The sequence below is a fragment of the Pantoea sp. SOD02 genome (assembly GCF_024707505.1).
Taxonomy (GTDB): Bacteria; Pseudomonadota; Gammaproteobacteria; order Enterobacterales; family Enterobacteriaceae; genus Pantoea; species Pantoea symbiotica.
In genome coordinates this window covers 38,594-57,056 of record NZ_CP102605.1, presented here as the reverse complement: position 1 = coordinate 57,056, position 18,463 = coordinate 38,594, and the positions used below count along the sequence as shown (strand labels likewise).

Below are 18,463 nucleotides of genomic sequence, written 5' to 3'. Positions count from 1 at the left end.
GCTCATTCGGCTCTATAAAGGTTTTGTTAAGCTTACTCGCGGTGTGGATTATTGAGAATGTGAATAATGAGTTTGTTAACCGCTTTCAGAGATTTCCAGTCCATCTTTTACTGTAAATCGGCGCCTTTTTCCCTGATCCAGGCACAAAACATCTCCGCCATCTCGTGCGCGTAAGCCTGAATCTCTGCTGGCGTGCGCGGCGATTCGGAAAAGTGTTTCCCAACATTGCCCAGCGTACTGTTCAATAAATCTGCGGCGCGCGCCCGTTCGCTCTCCTCTGACTGCGGTAATACTTCACGCAGAAAATCACTGATGACGTTTTCACCTGCCGCGCGCGCTTCCTGCACTTCCGGCGCGTCACGATACAGAGGCGCGGCGTCATTCAGCGCGGTGCGCATCGCCGCCTCTTCGCATTCGGAATGTAAAAACGCCAGCGTGAGATCGTGGAGTCGCTGACGCGGTGTGTTGGCGGTATTACGCAGAATCGCACCTAACAAATTGCCGGTGCGCTGCCATTCCTCGCTTTGCAATCTGAAAAGAATAGCCGCCTTATTGGGAAAATATTGATACAGCGATCCAATACTCACGCCCGCGCGTTCCGCCACCCGCGCCGTGGTGAAACGTGCGGCGCCTTCCAGCTCTAAAACCTGAGTAGCCGCTTGCAATATTGCGGAAACCAGCTCGCTGGAGCGCGCTTGCTTGGGCCTTTTTCTCTCTGAAATCTTAGTGTTACGTGGCTCAGCCATCATCATCCCCTGAACACGAATAGTGAAACGCGAATAATTCATCGTATTCTGTTGGCACAGAAAAATCCACTTGGTATGCCCGGAGAACAACATGTACACCTTAACTTCTGCGCCACTGGCGCCGCTGCTCAATTACCTGTTTGAGCTGGCCGATAATATGGCGCATCCAACCAACGATGCGTTCAGAACGATGTCTGACGCCGAACAACATCGCCTGCTGCACAGCAAAACCGATTACCTGGAACTTTACGGACATTTGAAGGAAGTCCCGCTGGCGGTCTCACGTGAAACCGGCAAGTTGCTGTATATGCTGGCGCGCAGCAGCCATGCCAAAACCATCGTTGAGTTTGGTACCTCGTTCGGCATTTCCACGCTGCATCTGGCGGCGGCGGTACGCGATAATGGCGGCGGCAACATCATCACCTGCGAATTTGAGCCGGGGAAAGTGGCGTTAGCCCGTAACCATTTCGCCGATGCAGGCGTCAGCGATTTGATTGAGGTGCGCGTGGGCGATGCGTTGCAAACATTGAGCTGCGATCTACCGGCCACCATCGATATGCTGGTGCTGGACGGCGCAAAAGCGATCTACCCGGAGATTGTGACGCTGGTGCAGCCGTTTTTGCGTCCCGGCGCGCTAATTGTTGCCGACGATGCCGATTTCAGCCCGGAATATCTGGAGCTGGTGCACAGCAGTAGAGGGTTTATGTCGCTGCCGTTTAATGATGGGGTTGAGGTTTCGATGTGGTTGGGAAAGGTGTAATTAAAAAAGGTCGCCATGAATGGCGACCCTACAATCAGTTAAACCATCGCTGGAAGGGATCGGGGAATTCTGCCCAATTATCGGGGCCGAGCGCCATTTCCTCATCGGTTAACAGCGCCTGTTGCAGTTTGTTACGCAGCGCAGTTTCATCCATGTCGATGCCGATAAACACCAGTTCCTGGCGCGCGTCACCGCTACCGTCAACCCAGTTCTCTAGAATGTAGCCAAGGTTTTCAGCATCTTCTGGCCAGCGATCTTTAGGTACGCTGGCCCACCACATCCCGGCTAAACCCTGGCGCGACACGCCGCCCGCCTGCGACCATGAACCAGCATGTCGCGGACGGCTGGCGAGCCAGAAGTAGCCTTTAGATCGCACCACGCCGCGCATCTCGTTTTCAATCAACTGGAAAAAACGCATCGGATGGAACGGGCGACGTGCGCGGAACACGAAGTTGCGAATGCCATATTCTTCCGTTTCTGGCGTGTGTTCACCACGCAACTCCTGCAGCCAGCCCGGCGCCTGTGCGGCGGCATCAAAATCAAACAAACCGGTGTTGAGCACCTGATCCAGCCCGACTTTGCCGAATTCAGAGGTAATGATGTTGGCGCGCGGATTGAGCGACGTCAGGATCGCCATTAATCGCGCTTTTTCCGTCTCATCAATCAGGTCGGTTTTGTTGAGGATCAGCACATCGCAGAACTCAATTTGATCGACCAGCAGATCCACCACCGTGCGCTCATCCTCCGCGCCCAAGGATTCACCGCGCGACTGAATGCTTTCGTTCGATTCATAGTCGCGCAGGAAGTTGAAGCCATCGACCACTGTCACCATGGTATCGAGCGCGGCGACTTCAGACAGACTTTGCCCGTCTTCATCGGCGAAGGTGAAGGTCTCTGCCACCGGCAGCGGTTCAGAAATACCGGTGGATTCGATCACCAGGTTATCGAAACGTCCATCTTTTGCCAGCCGATTCACCTCCAGCAGCAAATCTTCACGCAGCGTGCAGCAGATGCAGCCGTTGCTCATTTCCACCAGCTTTTCGTCGGTGCGCGACAGCTCTGCCCCGCCCTCGCGCACCAGCGCGGCATCGATATTCACTTCCGACATATCATTGACGATCACCGCCACGCGACGGCCTTCGCGGTTATTAAGAATATGATTGAGCAGCGTGGTTTTACCGGCGCCGAGAAAGCCGGAAAGTACGGTGACGGGAAGTTTTTTAGAACCATGCTGGTTTTGGGTTAATGCTGACATAGCAACTCCTCTGAATGACAACGTTCACAAGGCGTATAGGCATACGCGCAGTGCTGTTTTTAGTTATGTTATAACATAACAATTATCGTTGTCATTGAGGAATGTTGATTGAACGGATGGGTCGCCATAAATGGCGACCGTGAAAACCCGCGATTACTGATTGTTCGGGTAACTTAAATCAATCGCGTTATCCGGCAACGTAGTGAAGTTTTTAACGATGGTGCGGAAATCTGCGTTGGGCTTCAGATCGGCAAACTGTTGCGGATAGAGATCTTTCGCCAGAATTTCCATGCCGATGATGTTGTACGGATGGTTATAGAAATGATGATAAACGCCGTAAACACGGCCCTGTTTCACCGGCTCAATCTGCGCCAGGCCGGTGCGCTTCAGCAGCGTCTGGAAGGTGGCTTTCACTTCCTGCGGTTGCACGCCATAACCAAACGGCAGCACATTGGCGTTCGGACGCTTCGAACCGGTCATGATGTAAACATCCGGTTTCATAGCGATGATTTTCTCCAGCGCGACAAATCCGGCGTTGCCCGGCAACAATTCAGAGCCGATATTTTTACCGCCCACCGCTTCCACCAATCCGCCCCAACCATTGTGGCTGTGCGTGAAGCAGCAGTTGTCGCTATTCCCGGCGATCGGTTCGATAAACACCGTTGGCTTATTTTTCACTTCTGCCACGCCCTGTGTAATGCGCGCGAATTTCTGCTGATAAAAATCGGTGTAAGCCTTGGCCTGGGTTTCGCGGTTCAGCACTTTGCCGAGCAGTGTCACGCTCGGTGCAGTGTTCTGCGCCGGATGCAGTTCGTAATCCACGAACACCACAGGAATATGCAGATTCTGCAAGGTAGCGAGCACGCCCGATTGCTGAAGCGCCGGTTTGGCGCGCAATTGCGCAATCATCAAATCCGGTTTTTGCGCCAGCACGCTTTCGAGATTGACCTGGCCCTGATCGTTAAAGCCCATATCGACGATTTTCGTCGCTTCCGGCCAGCGCCCTTTCAGCAGATCCCAGGTTTGCGTGTCCTGCTTTTTCGGCAGATTGTTCCACGCCACCACGCGCTTAAACGGGTCGTCGCGGTCCAGCAGCGCCAGCGTCAAAATGTCGCGGCCATCCTGCAGAATAATGTGCTGCGGCTCTTTACTGATGGTTTGCGTGTTGCCGTCCATATCGGTGACGGTCAGCGGATAAGTGGAGGCGGCGGCCGCCGTTGAAGCCAGTAATCCCATTGCCAAAAGCAGGCGCGTTTTCATCCCATAACTCCGTGGTAAAAAGAATAGTTATTATTATCAATTACCTTAACACAACCTTAAGTGGCGAGAATAAACGCCACTTCAATCAGGTGTAACGGAGTTTTACGAGAGCGCTGTCAGGTGAAATCAGACAGTTTTTGTCCGGAGGTGATCAATTCCTGCAGCAGCATCTGCCGACGTTCCTGCGGCGTATCGCGGCTGACCATAAAGCAGATAGCAGCAACGGCCTGACCGCTGCGCGAACGGATCGGTGCGGCCATGCAGCAGGTAAAGCTTTCAGATAAGCCTTCCGTCATGCAATAACCGAGTTTTCCGGCGTGATGAATTTCATCAAGAAACGCCTGCTTATCGAGGATCTGGCCGCTGGCGAGGCGATAATCCTCTTCCGGGATCAGATCCAGAATCGCGCTATCCGACCAGTTACTCAGCAGCAAGCGGCCGGTCGCAGTCCAGGTAATTGGCACACGCACGCCGATATCCGAGGTAATTTTGAACGGATGCGCATTACTCTCAGAGAGCACCACGGTGTATTTATTGCCTTCCAGCATACAGAGCTGCACGGTTTCGCCGTGGCGCGCCACAATCTCCACCATCAACTGATGCGCCCGACGGATCAGATCGTTGTGCGCCATATAATCCGCACCGTAATAGTGCATCTCACGGCCAAAGAACACCGCGCCTTCGGCATCCAATTCCACCAAACCGGCTTCACTCAACAGGCTGACTAATTCATAGATGCTGGAACGCGGTGCGCCGGTTGCGTCGATCAACGCGCGCATCGACATCGGTTGGCGTGCGCTGTGCAACTGCCGAAAGATATCAATAACCCGGTCAACGCCGCGCGCCCGCGAGGTTTTTTCATCCGGCATAAACTCACTCCTTGGTGGCATGGCTATAAAAGGCATAGGCATTGAAAGAGAGGCATGATACACCGCGCATCAACTTTTACCCATCCCGGATTAAATAAATATTAATCACCCGCCATTTATTACCACGATCAATTTTGGTGCCTCATTATGGCGCATCACGCTCACTGAACTTTTATAAAACTACGATAGCGATCACACTCCAATTTAAATACGCACTCAACTTAAATTTATTTTGCGATCCGGACGACATCACAAAAAATTAAATAGCGGTGCACATATTGCAAAAGAAAATTTCCTGTGCAAATCTTGCCCTATCCAGTATTGCAGATAGCAGTCTGGTATATCAGACAATATAGCAAGCAGATTTTCGCTGCAACAGGAGCAGGAACGGATGACGATTAAACGTTATGGCGTCGAAGGCGGAACCGGCACCGGCGGGCAGAAACTGCCGTTTGCCCGCGCGGTTGAAGCCGATGGCTGGCTTTACATCTCCGGCCAAACGCCGATGCGCGACGGTGAAGTGGTGGAAGGCGGTATCATCGAACAGACGCAGCTGGCGTTTGAAAACTGTCTCACCATCATGCGCGAAGCCGGTTATCGCGTGGAAGATGTGGTACATGTCACGGCGGTATTAACCGACGCGCGTTATTTCAGTTCATTTAATAAAGTATTCAGTGAGATATTTAGCGGAAATCCACCGGCACGTATTTGTAGCGTGCAGGATTTAGTAGTCGACTGCAAAGTCGAAGTCGATATGAAATGCTTCCGCGCCGATCGTAAATAAATATTACGGTTAAAACAGGCTGGCGAATGTTTACTTTCTCCGCCCACACCAGGACAGCCTGTTATTAATTGATGCCTTTCTATTTTGCTGTGAAATAACGGTATTACACCGTTTCGTCAAAATTTCTAAAGAGAGCATAACAATGAAGACAACATCGCTAAAAGTGAGTCTCAACGCGCTAGCCGGCGCGCTGATATTACTGACGCTGGCGGGCTGTACGCCAACCGAAGAGAAAAAAGAAGCGGGCGCCGCACCGCAGTCAGCGCTGCAAACCGTGTTGCAACGCGGCACGCTGCGCGTCGGTGATTGCCTGAGTTTCGCGCCATTTGGGTTTTACGATAAAGACGGCAACCCGGATGGCTACGATGTTGATCTCGCCAAAGCGCTGGCCAAAGAGATGGGCGTGAAGCTGGAAATGGTCAACACCACCAGCGCCAACCGCATCCCTAATCTGCAAACCAATAAAGTGGATGTGGTGTTCTGTAACTTCACCCGCAATCTGGAACGCGCCAAAGAGATCGGCTTCACCAATCCGTATGTGGTGGCGAGTGAAGCGATGCTGGTGCGCAAAAATAGCGGCATCCAGTCAGCACACGATATGGGCGGCAAAACCATCGCCACGGTGAAAGGCTCAACCAACGGCGATGAAGTGCGCAATCTGGGCATTGACGTGAAAATTCAGGAGTACGACTCATCGCAGGCGGCCATCCTTGCGGTGAAACAGGGCCAGGCCGATGCGATGATCGAGGATAACAACTTCCTCGCCTATCAGGCCAAGCTCGACCCGACATTGACCGTGACCAACGAAGCACTGGTGCCGCTGGAATACAACGCCTTCGGTGTGAAACAGGGCGATCAGGTCTGGACCAACTACCTCAACGAATTCCTGTTTGAAATTAACGCCTCCGGCGAAAACGCCCAGCTGTATCAGAAATGGTTCGGCAACAAACCGCGTTACCCGCTGAATCCGCAATATTGATCCCCACGCGGCGCGGCAGCTGATGTTGCGCCGCCCGAAGGAGCAGAACCATGAGTTATCAATGGCTAACCCTGTGGCGCTACGCCGACACTTTTCTTGACGCCGCGTGGCTCACCTTGCAGGTGACGTTGCTGGCGTTTGCGCTGGCGGTGGCGCTCGGTTTGCTCTCAGCGCTGGCGAAAGCGTCGCCGCTGGCCCCGCTGCGCTGGATCAGTCACTGCTACGTTGAGTTCATCCGCAACACGCCGGTGCTGCTGCAGATCTTCATCATCTTCTTTGGTCTGCCGTCGCTCGGCATCACCATGAGCGCCTTTACCGCGGGCGTGCTGGCGCTGGGGATCAACGTTGGTGCGTATTTGTCCGAAACCTTCCGCGCGGGCATTCAATCGGTGCCGAAAGGCCAGCTTGAAGCCGCATGGGTGCTGGGCATTCCGCGTCGTCAGGTGTTTCTCACCGTGGTGCTGCCGCAAGCGGCGCGCGCGGTGTGGCCCGCTATTATCAACAACCTGATTCAATTGCTGCTCGGCACCTCTTTGCTGTCGGCGATTGCTCTGCCCGAACTGACCGGCACCGCCACGGTGATCAACGCGCGTACGCTGCTGTATATCCAGACCTTTAGCGTGGTGGCATTGGTGTATCTGGTGCTGAGCAACTTGTTCTCCTGGTTGGGTACGATTGCAGGACGGCGCATGTTCCACCCGCCGCTGGTGACCCCGATAAAAAAGTCCGCCTGGTGGTGGGCAAGAAAATGGCTGACTAATCCAGTGAAACGGGAGAGCGCGCTATGAACGAGTTAATCATCAGTTCGTTACCGATTCTGCTAAAAGGCCTCGGTATCACACTGCTGCTGTCGGTGGCTGCGATTATTGGCAGCACGCTGCTGGGCTTGCTGGCGGCGGTGTTGCGCACTAGCCGTCTGCCGGTCTTAAAGCAGATTGCGGTGATCTACACCGAACTGTTTCGCGGCACGCCGGTGCTGATCACGCTGATGTTCATTTACTTCGGCGTGGCCTATTTCGGCTATGACATCAACCTGTTTGCCGCCGGTATTCTTGGTCTGAGCATCTATCAGGGCGCGTATATCGCAGAGGTTTTCCGCGCTGGCATCGAAGCGGTGCCGAAAGGTCAGTGGGAAGTGTCATGGATTTTGGGCCTGTCGAAGCGACAGACTTTTATGAGCGTGATTCTGCCGCAAACGCGCGGCATCGTGCTGCCGCCGCTGGCGGGCCAGTATCTTTCCCTGATCAAAGACACTTCGATCGTCAGCATGATCGGCATGTCCGAACTGATGCATCAAGGCCAGGCGATTGTCGATCGCATCGGTCAGCCGGTCATCGTTTACGGCCTGGTCGCCCTGCTCTACTTCGCTGTCTGCTTCCCACTTTCCCGTTGGGTTCAACATCATCAAACCAGGAGCCAAATTTCATGAGCAAATCCGCCATTACCTTAAGCCGGATAACCAAATCGTTTGGCGCAACCCAGGTGCTGAAAGAGATCAGCCTTGATGTTTCACCGGGTGAAGTGCTGGTGCTGATTGGCGCATCCGGCTCTGGCAAAAGTACCGTGCTGCGCATCATGAGCGGGCTGGAAGTGGCCGACGGCGGTGAAGTGTGGGTCAACGACGTGCCGCTGCACCAACGCAAACGCGCCAGTGAAATTTGCGGTCACGTTGGCATGGTGTTCCAGCAGTTCAACCTGTTCCCGCATAAAACCGCGCTCGGCAACGTCACGCTGGCGCTGATCAAAGCGCAAAAGCTGTCGGAAGCCGAAGCCAATAAACGCGGCATGGCGGCGCTCACGCGCGTCGGACTCGCCGAGCGCGCGCATCACTATCCGGCGCAGCTTTCCGGTGGTCAGCAACAACGCGTGGCGATTGCCCGTGCGCTGGCGGTAGAACCAAAAATCATGTTCTTCGATGAAGCCACCTCAGCGCTGGATCCAGAACTGGTGGGTGAAGTAATGGAAGTGATGCGCAGCCTGGCGCGTGAAGGCATGACCATGGTGGTGGTAACGCACGAGATGGGCTTTGCGCGCAAAACCGCTGACCGCGTGGTGTTTATGGATCAGGGCGTGATTGCCGAACAAGGTTCGCCCGAGCAGATCTTCGTCAATCCGCAGAACCCGCGCACTCAGCAGTTCTTATCGCGCGTACTTGAGCACTAACAGGAGGATCTATGTCGATTCGCTTTCCGCTGCAGGCGGATGGATTACTGGATGCGCAGCAAACCGCGCCACGTTTTAAATCGGTTGCGGGTGCCGGTGATGCGCCGCTGGCTGTCGGCACCGCAGTACTCAGCAGCGATCGGGTGTTCTCGCCGCTGATGATCATGAAGCAGTCGGCGCTGGAGAATAACCTGCGCCAGCTGGCGGACTTCTGCCGCGAAAACGGCGTGATGCTCGCCGCGCACGGAAAAACCTCGATGTCCCCCGCCATTCTGCGCCGCGCGATTACCGAAGGCAGCGCGTGGGGTTTGGGTGCCGCCACACCCGCACAAGTACGTGCGTTACGCCAGTTCGGCATCCGCAATGTGTTTCTCGCCAATGAACTGGTCGATCCGGCGGGCATTCGTTGGATTGCGCAGTGGCAGCAGCAGCATCCCGATCACGGCTTCCTGTGCTATGTCGATTCGCTGCAAGGCGTGAAGCTTTTGGCGCAGAACCTTGGTGACAGCCAGATTTCGGTGCTGCTGGAGATGTCAGTAAGCGGCGGCCGCACTGGCTGTCGTTCTCAGCAGGACGCAGTGGCGATTGCCGAAGCGATCGCCGCCTGCCCCGCGCTCAAGCTGGTGGGCGTTGCCGGATATGAAGGCGCGCTCGGCGCAAACCGTGATGAAAGCGGCATTCAGCGCGTGAAAGATTACTGCCAGATGATGATCGCTACCGCTGAATTGCTGGCGGAAAAGCAGCTGTTCGGCAGCGATCACATCATCCTTAGCGCCGGTGGCGGCGCCTGGTTTGATGTGGTGACAGCGTGCTTCACCGCAGCAAAACTGCCGTTGCCGATGACGCCGCTGATCCGTTCAGGTGCCTATATGGCGCACGACAGCGGATTGTATGCGCGCATCGCGCCCTTTGCTCAGCCGGGCGCAACACATCAATTTGCTGCCGCGCTGGAAATTTGGGGCCGCGTGTTATCGCGCCCGGAACCGGGCCTGGCGTTCGTGGATTTCGGTCGCCGCGATGTACCCTTCGATCAGGATCTGCCGAATCCGCTGTGGATCCGTAACGCCGATGGCAGCGCACCGCGCACCGCAACGCATCTGCGTATTAGTGATGTGAACGATCAGCACGCTTATCTGTTATTACCGGATGATGAGCCGCTGCAGGTGGGCGATTGGGTTGGCTGCGGTATTTCGCATCCTTGTACCGCATTCGATAAATGGCGCTATCTACCGCTGGTGGATGATGATTATTGCGTCACAGATTCACTGGAAACAGCGTTTTGATGAGTTTTTGAACGATGTTTTGTAGGGTCGCCATTTATGGCGACCTTATGACAAACGGTGCGGGTTTTTTACGGATGATGACAATCCGGATTTTGCAAGGTCGCCATTAATGGCGACCCTACGACAAACGGTGCGCACTGCTGCGCACCCAACACTTAACGCCAACCCAACTCCGGTGCAACATGGGTCAAAATGCTCTCAATCACGTGCGCACAATAATCCACGCCTAACTGGTTCGGAATGGTCAGCAACAGCGTATCCGCTTCGGCAATCCCTTCATCCTGCGCCAGCTGTTTAATCAACTGATCCGGCTCGGCGGCGTAGCTGCGACCAAAGATAGCGCGGGTTTTCTCATCGAGGAAACCCACCGAATCCTGATCCTGGCCACTGCGACCAAAGTAGGCGCGGTCGGTGTCGTTGGTCAGCGCAAAGATGCTGCGGCTCACCGAAACACGCGGCGTACGCTGATGGCCCGCTGCTTCCCATGCCTGACGATAAGCACGAATCTGCTTCGCCTGCTGCACGTGGAACGGCTCGCCGGTTTCATCATCTTTCAGGGTTGAGCTTTGCAGGTTCATGCCCTGCTGCGCTGCCCAGATGGATGTTGCATTAGAACCAGAACCCCACCAGATACGCTCACGCAAACCTGCCGAGAACGGCTCAAGACGCAGCAAACCCGGCGGATTCGGGAACATCGGCTGCGGATTCGGTTTCGCGAAACCTTCACCGCGCAACACTTCCAGCAGTTCCTCGGTATGACGACGGCCCATATCGGCATCGCTTTCACCGTTCTGCGGATCAAAACCAAAGTAACGATAGCCTTCGATCACCTGCTCCGGCGAGCCACGGCTCAGGCCGAGCTGCAGACGACCGTTAGAAATCAGATCCGCCGCACCGGCATCTTCCGCCATGTACAGCGGGTTTTCGTAACGCATATCGATTACGCCGGTACCAATTTCGATCTTTTTGGTACGCGCACCGACCGCTGCCAGCAGCGGGAACGGCGAACTCAACTGACGCGCAAAGTGGTGCACGCGGAAGTAGGCGCCATCGGCACCCAACTCTTCAGCCGCGACCGCTAAATCAATCGATTGCAGCAGGACGTCCTGCGCCGAACGGGTGGCAGATTGTGATGATGGGGTCCAGTGACCAAAGGATAAGAAGCCAATCTTTTTCATGCTGAAATTCTCCTCGTGAGCCGCGCAGGCTCGAACGTTTTCAATGCAGCAAGGTTACGCCACAGACGAGGTGACTGATAGCCAATAGATTTCGCGCGCTTCATCAACTTTTTTGCATAAGTAAGAAAAAGAGATTCTTTGTGTTCATCACGGTGATCAATCATCGTCAGAGGCCTAATTACTGTTCACAGGTTCGGCTTCTCCATGAGTAAAGGGACATCCGCCTATCTCAGCGCGCAACAGCGCGAGGTGGTGCATCAACTGGCACGCAGCTGGCTGTGGCGCAGCGAATTGCCGACGTGGCTATTGATGGTGACGGTTTACGGCGGCTGGTTCGCCAGCGTTGTCTACTGGCAAACGCTGGGATTAACCTTGAGCACGCTGCTGCTGATCCTGTTTACCACCTGGTATATGTCGCTGCAGCACGAGTTGATTCACGGTCACCCGACACGTTTTCCCCGGCTCAACCAGCTGTTCGGCACGCTGCCGCTGGCGGTGTGGTATCCGTATGGTTTATATCGCGATTCGCATCTGGCGCATCACCGCAATCACACGCTGACCGATCCCGATGAAGATCCGGAAACCTACTACCTTTCGCCAGCGCGCTGGGCGCAGCTTAAGCCGTGGCAGCAGCAGGTGATTCATCTGCGCAACACCTTTCCCGGCCGCTTGCTGATCGGCCCGCTGCTGGATATGGGCGCGACCCTCAAAACCTTGCTGAATGCCTTTATCCAGCGCGATATACCGGCGATGGCGATGTGGACTATTCATCTCAGCTTGCTGATCGGGCTGTTTTACTGGATGACGCTGCACGGCTTCTCGCCGCTGTGGTTCGTGCTGACCGTGAGTTATCCGGCGCTGATGCTGACCAAAGTACGATCCTTCTACGAGCATCGCGCTGAAGAAGAACCGCTGGCGCGCTCGGTCAATAACGAAGCCGCGCTGCCGTGGCGCTTGCTGTTCCTCAATCTCAACTATCATTCTGTACATCACGATCTGCCCGGTTTGCCGTGGTATGGATTACGCAAAGTCTATTTGCTGTATCGCGATGGCTATCATCAGCGTAATCACGGTTTTCGCGTCGCTGGTTATGGCGAGTGGATAACCCGCTTCTGGCGCAAATCGGTCGAGGTTAATGCCCATCCGGGTACGCAAAAGGATGCACAGGATGCCCACGCTTTCGTTACCGATGTACGACATCAATCATCAGGCAACTATCGGCCTGACCTCAGCGCTAACGACGCTGTTGCAACAACGCGGCGTGCCAGCTGAGGTTCGCTGGCCGCAGGATTTATTGCCGCACTGGCGCGATGACCAATTGCTGCTGAGCCAAACCTGCGGTTATCCGCTGGTGGAACTACTGCCCGATGTGCAGCTGGTTGGCACCTTTCACTCCAGCGCGCAGGGCTGCGACGGCATGCGCTATCGCAGCTGGCTGGTGGCGCGCAGCGCAGATGAAAACCTAACGCTCAGCGATTTTCGCGGTCGGCGCGCGGTGTGCAACAGCAACGATTCGCACTCCGGCTTTAACTCGCTGCGCTACGTGATTGCCCCGCTGGTGCAGAACGGGAAATTCTTCAGCGAAACCCGTTTCAGCGGCAGCCATCGTCAGTCGCTGGCGGCATTGCGGGCGGGCGATGCGGATATCGCGGCGATTGATTGCATCACCTGGGCGCTGCTGCGCCGCAATTATCCAGAGGAGTTGACCGGGCTGGAGATCATCGGCGAAACGCCGCTGTGCGCCGCGCTGCCGCTGATTACGTCGGCCAAAACCGATGCGGAAACCCTTGAAAAACTGCGCGGTGCGTTGAGCGAGCTGACCCGCGATAAGCGTTATCAGGATCTGCTGGCGGAGAGTTTGATCAGCGGGTTCAGCGTGAGCGATCGGGCGTTTTATGACGAAGTGCGGGAGTGGAAAGATCGCGCCGCCGCGCTGGGCGTGACGGCGTTGTAAACATCTTTATCGATTGGAACGGTCACCATAAATGGCGACCCTACGGGAAATGTGCGGAATTTTGTAGGGTCGCCATTTATGGCGACCTTGCCAACATTACGCTACATCAGGCGTTTATGACGAAGTGCGGAAGTGGAAGCATCGCGCCGCCGCGCTGGGCGTGACGGCGTTGTAAACATCTTTATCGATTGGAACGGTCACCATAAATGGCGACCCTACGGGAAATGTGCGGAATTTTGTAGGGTCGCCATTTATGGCGACCTTGCCAACATTACGCTACATCAGGCGTTTATGACGAAGTGCGGAAGTGGAAGCATCGCGCCGCCGCGCTGGGCGTGACGGCGTTGTAACCATTTTTATCGATTGGAATGGTCACCATAAATGGCGACCCTACGGGCAATGTGCGGAATTTTGTAGGGTCGCCATTTATGGCGACCTTGCCAACATTAAGCTACCTGCTGACTACCACGCTGCACGGCGAACTGGTTTTCCGGCTCGGCCAATCCCAGATTCTCGCGCAGCGTCTCGCCTGCATACTCTTTGCGATAAATACCCCGCGCCTGCAACAGCGGAATCACCTGCGCCACGAAATCATCAAACGCGGTGGGCGTGCCGCCGCGCACGATAAAGCCGTCGGTTGCGCCCTGCAGGAACCAGTTCGCCAGCCCTTCCGCTACCTGCTCCGCCGTACCGAGGAAACTCGGGCGCGGCGTGGCTTCTTCCAGCGCCGCCTGACGTAGCGTTAAGCCTCTTTCGCGGGCGTTCTGTTTGATCTTGTCGGTGGTGCTGCGGAAGCTGTTGCTGCCGAGTTCGCCAATATCCGGGAAAGGGGCATCCAGCGCGTACTGACTGAAATCGTGATGCTCGAAGTAGCGGCCAAGATACTCCAGCGCTTTATCGATGGTCACCAGCTCGGCGGTTTGCTGATAGCGACGCTCGGCGTCTTCCTCGGTTTCGCCAATAATCACGCTGATGCCCTGGAACACACGAATATCATCGGCATCCCGCCCTCGCGCCACCAGCCTGCGACGCACGTCTTCGCGGAACTCGCGCGCCTGCTCCAGCGTTTCCTGCCGCGTGTAAATGGCATCGGCGGCTTCGGCGGCGAAGGCTTTACCCGCTTCAGAAGCGCCTGCCTGGAACACAATCGGACGCCCCTGCGGCGAGCGGCCGACATTGAGCGGTCCCTGCACCGAGAAGTAGTGTCCCTGATGATTCAGCGTATGCAGCTTGTCGGCGGCGAAAAATTCCCCGCTCTGTTTGTCGCGCACAAAAGCATCGCCTTCCCACGAATCCCACAATCCCTTCACCACCTGCAAATATTCGCTGGCGACGCGATAACGCTCGTCATGTTCCGGATGCGTGCTGCGCGAGAAGTTTTTCGCCGAGCCTTCCAGCGGTGAGGTCACCACGTTCCAGCCAACGCGACCGCCGCTCAGATGGTCGAGGCTGGCGAACTGGCGCGCCACAGTAAACGGCTCACTGTAGGAGGTTGAAAGCGTGGCGACCAGGCCAATTTTTTTAGTCACCAGCGACAGCGCCGACAGCAAGGTGATCGGCTCAAAGCGGTTGAGGAAGTGCGGAATCGACTGCGGCGTGATGTACAAACCGTCGGCGACAAACAGGAAATCGATCTTCGCCAGCTCGGCTTTGCGCGCCAGATCCAGCACGTAATCGATGTTAATGCTGGCATCCGCCACCGCATCGGGATGACGCCATGCCGACATGTTGCCGGATACGCCCTGAATAATCGCGCCCAGCCGCAGCTGGCGTTGTGTCTGACTCATTCTGCTCTCCTTAGTATGCGTTCGCGGGCTGCCAGTCGGGAATGACCGGCAGCGCCTGTAACAGTTTTTGCGTCCACGGATGCTGCGGCGCGGCGAACACCTGCTGCAACGCCCCGCTCTCCACCACTTGCCCGTTCTGCATCACCAGCACGCGATCCGCCAGATGCTGGATCACGCCGAGATCGTGAGAGATAAACAGCAGCGCCGTGCCGTGTTCGGCCTGCATGTCAGCCAGCAGATCCAGCACTTGCGCTTGTACCGAAACGTCGAGCGCGCTGACCGGTTCATCGGCCACCAGCAGCGCCGGATTTGGTGCAAAGGCGCGCGCAATTGCCACGCGCTGACGCTGACCGCCGGAAAGCTGTTGCGGATAACGCTGCAGGAAGCGGTCGCCGAGCTGCACTTCATCGAGCAGCTGGCGCACCCGCTGACGCCGCGCATCGCCGTAAATCCCGGCGCTATCGAGGCTTTCGCCGATAATTTTTTCCACCGTGTAGCGCGGATCGAAAGAGCTGAACGGGTCCTGCGCGATCAGCTGTAGCCGTGCACGCCGGGCGCGACGCGCTTTCTCCGGCAGACGATCCCAGCGCTCCCCTTCCAGCAGCAGCGTGCCGCTGTCCGGTTCGGTTAAACCCATCACCACTTTCACCAGCGAGGTTTTGCCAGAGCCGGATTCGCCGACCACGCCAAGCGTTTCCCCGGCGTGCAGCCTGAAGTTGATGTCGTTGAGCACCAGACGATCGCCGTAGGCTTTGTGCAGGCCGATGCCCTCCAGCAGCGGCGCGCTGCTGCGTGTCGGGCGCGGCGGCAGCGGCGTCGGTTCTGCCGCGCTGAGGCGCAAACCGCGCGTGGCGGGCGTCGGCACCGCGCGCAGCAGGCGCTGCGTCCAGGCGTGTTGCGGACGATTGAGCAGCGGGCCGCTGTGGCCCTGCTCCACCACTTCGCCATCGCGCATTACCAGCACGCGATCCGCCAGTTCCGCTACCACCGCTAAATCGTGGCTGATCAGCAGCAAACCGTGGCCGTCGCGGCGGCGCTGGGCCAGCAGTTGCAGAATCTGGCGCTGTACCGTCATATCCAGCGCGGTAGTCGGTTCATCAGCAATCAATAAAGTTGGCGTGCCGGCCAGCGCGGTAGCGATTAACGCACGCTGGCGCTGGCCGCCCGAAAGCTGATGCGGATAGCGTTCGAGGCGGCTTTCCGCATCGTGAATGCCCGCCGCCTTCAGCAGTTCAATACTTTTGTCCTGCAAATGGCCGCGATGACCGGCAGCGCTTAGCGCATCACTCAGCTGCTGACCAATGCGGCGCAGCGGATCGAGCGATACCAGCGCGTCCTGCAACACATAGCCAATGCGACGACCGCGCAGCGCGCGCCAGTCGCTGCGGCTGGCGTGGCGCATATCGCGGCCGTCGATGGTAAAACGGTCGGCGGTTAACACCGCGCCTTCCGGCAGCAGGCCAAGCAGGCTGCGCGCGGTCAGGGTTTTGCCGGACCCGGATTCCCCGACCAGCGCCACCGATTCGCCCGCCGCGACTTGCAGGTTGAGGTTTTTCACCACCTGCTGCGGCCCGAAACGGATTGAGAGATTCTGGATATCAATAAATGGCTGGCTCATGCGGATCGTCCTTCAAAACGTGCCTGCCAGTAACGACCGAGCGTATTCACCGCAATCACCGTCAGCGTAATAAACACGCCCGGCCACACGGCGATCCACCACGCGTTACGCAGATAGTTGCGTCCTTCCGCCAGCATCAGGCCCCATTCTGCGGTCGGCGGCTGCGGCCCCATGCCGAGGAAACTCAATCCGGCGGTGCCGATAATCGCGGTGCCGAGCCCCAGCGTGGCCAGCGCCGGCACCTGCGCAATGGCGTGCGGCAAAATGTGGCGGGTGACCAGCGTGAAACGCGACAGGCCAAAGGTGCGTGCCTGCTCAACGTAACCGGAGGTCATCACGCTGTAGGTTTGTGCCCGTACCACGCGAGCAAAACGCGGTACCGACGCGACGCCGAGCGCGATAATCAGGTTGTTGGTGCCGGGCCCGGTGAAGGCGATCAGCATCAGCGCCAACAGCAGATCGGGAAAGGCGGAGATCACATCCACCGCGCGGCTCAGCAGCTCATCCACCACGCCACGCGCCAGCGCCGCCACCAATCCCAGCAAGGTGCCGAACACCACCGCCAGCACCATCGCCGCCACGCTGATCAGCAACGAATAGCGGCTGCCGTAGATCACGCGCGTTAACAGATCGCGTCCCAGCTGATCGGTGCCCAGCCAGTGCTGTGCCGACGGCGGCAGCTGCGCATTAACCGGATCGGCCAGCAGCGGATCGCTGTGCGCCAGCCACTGCGGCGCGATCACCGCAATAGCCAATACAATGAGAAACAGAATCGCCGCCCACACCGCAGCGGGCAGCGCTACCGGAAGACGTTGCAGCGCGGCAATCATGATTTGCTCTCCCCGCGCAGACGCGGATCAATCCACAGCGACAGGATGTCAACCAGGGTGCTCATCACCACGTAGATCAGCGCTGAGAGAATCGCCACCGCCAGCACCACCGGCAGATCCTGCGCCAGCACCGCATCGACGGTGAGTTTACCGAGGCCGGGACGACCAAATACCTGTTCGGTAATCACCGCACCGCTCAGCAATCCGCCTACCAGCCAACCGGTTAACGTAACGGCGGGCAACGCCGCATGTCGCAGCGCGTGGCGCAGACGAATAGTGGTTTCTCCCACGCCCCACGCGCGCAGCGTCAGGGTGAATGGCGCATCCAGCGCGCGCTCCAGCTCGCGGCGCAGCAGCTGAGCGATCACCGCGCCCTGCGCCAGACCGAGCGCCAGCGCAGGTAGCACCAGCGACGACAGCGAGCGATCGCCCGCCACCGGGAACCAGCGCAACGTGAAGCTGAAAATAAACAGCAGCACGATGCCCATCCAGAAAGAGGGCGTGGATGCCAGCAGCAGTTCGACACCGTTAGCCACGCGGCGACCAATACGACGATGCGCGGTGCCGACGGCAATCACCACCGCAAAGATGATGCTGACCAGCAGCGCCGCCAGCGTCAGTTTGATGGTGGGCCACAGCTGCGTCGCCAGCAGATGGCTGACTTCGGTGTTGAGCATGTAAGAGCGGCCAAAATCGCCGTGCAGCACGCGCCACATATAGTGCAGATATTGCCACCACAGCGGTTCGTTCAGACCCCATTCAGCGCGGATCGCCGCCTCAATCGCCGGTGTGCGCAGCTGCTCGCCGATCAGCAGGCTGACGATATCGCCAGGCGCCAGATGCACGCCAAGAAAGGCCAGCGATACCGCCGCCCACAGCACCAGTACGCCGCCCAGCAGACGGCTGACGATGCGGCGCGTCAGGTCGCTGCGCCACACCGATGGCCGACGCGCGCGTGGCGTGCGGGTGACAATGCTTTCCAGACTCATCTTCGCCT

Annotated in this window: 18 protein-coding genes; 9 read left to right on the top strand and 9 right to left on the bottom strand. The window is 57.2% G+C overall.

Annotated elements, in window-relative coordinates; all coding sequences use genetic code 11:
• Nucleotides 1-107 precede the first annotated feature (107 nt).
• Nucleotides 108-746: a TetR family transcriptional regulator gene (locus tag NR302_RS19910; protein WP_154190738.1), complete on the bottom strand. Its 639-nt coding sequence runs from the start codon at nucleotides 744-746 to the stop codon at nucleotides 108-110.
• Nucleotides 747-837: 91 nt separating this feature from the next.
• Between NR302_RS19910 and NR302_RS19905 the strand changes: the two genes are divergently transcribed.
• On the top strand, nucleotides 838-1,506 hold the full coding sequence (locus NR302_RS19905) for an O-methyltransferase (protein ID WP_258145564.1): 669 nt from the start codon (nucleotides 838-840) through the stop codon (nucleotides 1,504-1,506).
• A 34-nt stretch (nucleotides 1,507-1,540) separates the two neighbouring features.
• On the opposite strand, the gene zigA is transcribed toward NR302_RS19905, so the two are convergent.
• The 3 genes from zigA to NR302_RS19890 form a co-directional block, all read right to left on the bottom strand.
• Nucleotides 1,541-2,761 (bottom strand): zinc metallochaperone GTPase ZigA, encoded by a 1,221-nt coding sequence (zigA, locus tag NR302_RS19900; protein ID WP_258145563.1) that lies wholly within the window; start codon nucleotides 2,759-2,761, stop codon nucleotides 1,541-1,543.
• Between the two features lie 153 nt (nucleotides 2,762-2,914).
• Complete coding sequence (locus tag NR302_RS19895) at nucleotides 2,915-4,021, bottom strand: ABC transporter substrate-binding protein (protein WP_258145562.1); 1,107 nt, start codon at nucleotides 4,019-4,021, stop codon at nucleotides 2,915-2,917.
• A gap of 116 nt (nucleotides 4,022-4,137) precedes the next feature.
• Nucleotides 4,138-4,890 (bottom strand): IclR family transcriptional regulator, encoded by a 753-nt coding sequence (locus tag NR302_RS19890; protein ID WP_008109148.1) that lies wholly within the window; start codon nucleotides 4,888-4,890, stop codon nucleotides 4,138-4,140.
• A 391-nt stretch (nucleotides 4,891-5,281) separates the two neighbouring features.
• Between NR302_RS19890 and NR302_RS19885 the strand changes: the two genes are divergently transcribed.
• The 6 genes from NR302_RS19885 (at nucleotide 5,282) to NR302_RS19860 (ending at nucleotide 10,099) form a co-directional block, all read left to right on the top strand.
• Nucleotides 5,282-5,674: a RidA family protein gene (locus NR302_RS19885; RefSeq protein ID WP_008109150.1), complete on the top strand. Its 393-nt coding sequence runs from the start codon at nucleotides 5,282-5,284 to the stop codon at nucleotides 5,672-5,674.
• 142 nt (nucleotides 5,675-5,816) lie between these two features.
• The gene (locus NR302_RS19880; protein ID WP_258145561.1) at nucleotides 5,817-6,653 is read left to right on the top strand and encodes a transporter substrate-binding domain-containing protein; all 837 of its coding nucleotides are present in this window, start codon (nucleotides 5,817-5,819) and stop codon (nucleotides 6,651-6,653) included.
• Between the two features lie 50 nt (nucleotides 6,654-6,703).
• Nucleotides 6,704-7,441 (top strand): amino acid ABC transporter permease, encoded by a 738-nt coding sequence (locus NR302_RS19875; protein WP_258145560.1) that lies wholly within the window; start codon nucleotides 6,704-6,706, stop codon nucleotides 7,439-7,441.
• Entirely contained in the window at nucleotides 7,438-8,082 is a 645-nt protein-coding gene (locus NR302_RS19870; RefSeq protein ID WP_008109156.1) for an amino acid ABC transporter permease, read from the top strand. The genes NR302_RS19875 and NR302_RS19870 overlap by 4 nt, the downstream gene beginning before the upstream one ends.
• A complete protein-coding gene (locus tag NR302_RS19865) occupies nucleotides 8,079-8,816 on the top strand; it encodes an amino acid ABC transporter ATP-binding protein (RefSeq protein WP_008109157.1) in 738 nt (245 codons plus the stop codon). The genes NR302_RS19870 and NR302_RS19865 overlap by 4 nt, the downstream gene beginning before the upstream one ends.
• An 11-nt stretch (nucleotides 8,817-8,827) precedes the next feature.
• The gene (locus tag NR302_RS19860) at nucleotides 8,828-10,099 is read left to right on the top strand and encodes an alanine racemase (RefSeq protein ID WP_258145559.1); all 1,272 of its coding nucleotides are present in this window, start codon (nucleotides 8,828-8,830) and stop codon (nucleotides 10,097-10,099) included.
• Between the two features lie 155 nt (nucleotides 10,100-10,254).
• Here the strand turns inward: NR302_RS19860 and NR302_RS19855 are convergent, their stop codons facing one another.
• On the bottom strand, nucleotides 10,255-11,277 hold the full coding sequence (locus NR302_RS19855; RefSeq protein WP_008104762.1) for an LLM class flavin-dependent oxidoreductase: 1,023 nt from the start codon (nucleotides 11,275-11,277) through the stop codon (nucleotides 10,255-10,257).
• 204 nt (nucleotides 11,278-11,481) lie between these two features.
• Between NR302_RS19855 and NR302_RS19850 the strand changes: the two genes are divergently transcribed.
• Both NR302_RS19850 and NR302_RS19845 read left to right on the top strand, forming a co-directional pair.
• On the top strand, nucleotides 11,482-12,549 hold the full coding sequence (locus NR302_RS19850; RefSeq protein ID WP_258145558.1) for a fatty acid desaturase: 1,068 nt from the start codon (nucleotides 11,482-11,484) through the stop codon (nucleotides 12,547-12,549).
• Entirely contained in the window at nucleotides 12,446-13,231 is a 786-nt protein-coding gene (locus NR302_RS19845) for a phosphate/phosphite/phosphonate ABC transporter substrate-binding protein (RefSeq protein ID WP_374990657.1), read from the top strand. Before NR302_RS19850 ends, NR302_RS19845 begins: the two co-directional genes overlap by 104 nt.
• Before the next feature lie 446 nt (nucleotides 13,232-13,677).
• On the opposite strand, the gene NR302_RS19840 is transcribed toward NR302_RS19845, so the two are convergent.
• Genes NR302_RS19840 through NR302_RS19825 form a run of 4 tightly spaced genes read right to left on the bottom strand, consistent with a single transcriptional unit; the run spans nucleotide 13,678 to nucleotide 18,455 of the window.
• Entirely contained in the window at nucleotides 13,678-15,018 is a 1,341-nt protein-coding gene (locus NR302_RS19840) for an LLM class flavin-dependent oxidoreductase (RefSeq protein WP_258145556.1), read from the bottom strand.
• Between the two features lie 10 nt (nucleotides 15,019-15,028).
• Nucleotides 15,029-16,636 carry an ABC transporter ATP-binding protein gene (locus tag NR302_RS19835; RefSeq protein WP_258145555.1) on the bottom strand — a complete coding sequence of 536 codons (1,608 nt, stop codon included), beginning with the start codon at nucleotides 16,634-16,636 and terminating at the stop codon, nucleotides 15,029-15,031.
• The gene (locus NR302_RS19830; protein ID WP_258145554.1) at nucleotides 16,633-17,466 is read right to left on the bottom strand and encodes an ABC transporter permease; all 834 of its coding nucleotides are present in this window, start codon (nucleotides 17,464-17,466) and stop codon (nucleotides 16,633-16,635) included. The genes NR302_RS19835 and NR302_RS19830 overlap by 4 nt, the downstream gene beginning before the upstream one ends.
• Nucleotides 17,463-18,455, bottom strand: a complete 993-nt coding sequence (locus NR302_RS19825; protein ID WP_061717675.1) for an ABC transporter permease — start codon at nucleotides 18,453-18,455, stop codon at nucleotides 17,463-17,465. Before NR302_RS19825 ends, NR302_RS19830 begins: the two co-directional genes overlap by 4 nt.
• Between the last annotated feature and the right edge of the window lie 8 nt (nucleotides 18,456-18,463).

Excerpts from the sequence above, each read along its gene's own strand:
- NR302_RS19910 (WP_154190738.1), bottom strand. The coding sequence starts at position 746 with ATGGCTGAGCCACGTAACACTAAGATTTCAGAGAGAAAAAGGCCCAAG.
- NR302_RS19875 (WP_258145560.1), top strand. The coding sequence starts at position 6,704 with ATGAGTTATCAATGGCTAACCCTGTGGCGCTACGCCGACACTTTTCTT.
- NR302_RS19855 (WP_008104762.1), bottom strand. The coding sequence starts at position 11,277 with ATGAAAAAGATTGGCTTCTTATCCTTTGGTCACTGGACCCCATCATCA.
- NR302_RS19865 (WP_008109157.1), top strand. The coding sequence starts at position 8,079 with ATGAGCAAATCCGCCATTACCTTAAGCCGGATAACCAAATCGTTTGGC.
- NR302_RS19870 (WP_008109156.1), top strand. The coding sequence starts at position 7,438 with ATGAACGAGTTAATCATCAGTTCGTTACCGATTCTGCTAAAAGGCCTC.
- NR302_RS19830 (WP_258145554.1), bottom strand. The coding sequence starts at position 17,466 with ATGATTGCCGCGCTGCAACGTCTTCCGGTAGCGCTGCCCGCTGCGGTG.
- NR302_RS19860 (WP_258145559.1), top strand. The coding sequence starts at position 8,828 with ATGTCGATTCGCTTTCCGCTGCAGGCGGATGGATTACTGGATGCGCAG.
- NR302_RS19880 (WP_258145561.1), top strand. The coding sequence starts at position 5,817 with ATGAAGACAACATCGCTAAAAGTGAGTCTCAACGCGCTAGCCGGCGCG.
- NR302_RS19840 (WP_258145556.1), bottom strand. The coding sequence starts at position 15,018 with ATGAGTCAGACACAACGCCAGCTGCGGCTGGGCGCGATTATTCAGGGC.
- NR302_RS19895 (WP_258145562.1), bottom strand. The coding sequence starts at position 4,021 with ATGAAAACGCGCCTGCTTTTGGCAATGGGATTACTGGCTTCAACGGCG.
- zigA (WP_258145563.1), bottom strand. The coding sequence starts at position 2,761 with ATGTCAGCATTAACCCAAAACCAGCATGGTTCTAAAAAACTTCCCGTC.
- NR302_RS19845 (WP_374990657.1), top strand. The coding sequence starts at position 12,446 with ATGCCCACGCTTTCGTTACCGATGTACGACATCAATCATCAGGCAACT.
- NR302_RS19905 (WP_258145564.1), top strand. The coding sequence starts at position 838 with ATGTACACCTTAACTTCTGCGCCACTGGCGCCGCTGCTCAATTACCTG.
- NR302_RS19835 (WP_258145555.1), bottom strand. The coding sequence starts at position 16,636 with ATGAGCCAGCCATTTATTGATATCCAGAATCTCTCAATCCGTTTCGGG.
- NR302_RS19850 (WP_258145558.1), top strand. The coding sequence starts at position 11,482 with ATGAGTAAAGGGACATCCGCCTATCTCAGCGCGCAACAGCGCGAGGTG.
- NR302_RS19885 (WP_008109150.1), top strand. The coding sequence starts at position 5,282 with ATGACGATTAAACGTTATGGCGTCGAAGGCGGAACCGGCACCGGCGGG.
- NR302_RS19890 (WP_008109148.1), bottom strand. The coding sequence starts at position 4,890 with ATGCCGGATGAAAAAACCTCGCGGGCGCGCGGCGTTGACCGGGTTATT.
- NR302_RS19825 (WP_061717675.1), bottom strand. The coding sequence starts at position 18,455 with ATGAGTCTGGAAAGCATTGTCACCCGCACGCCACGCGCGCGTCGGCCA.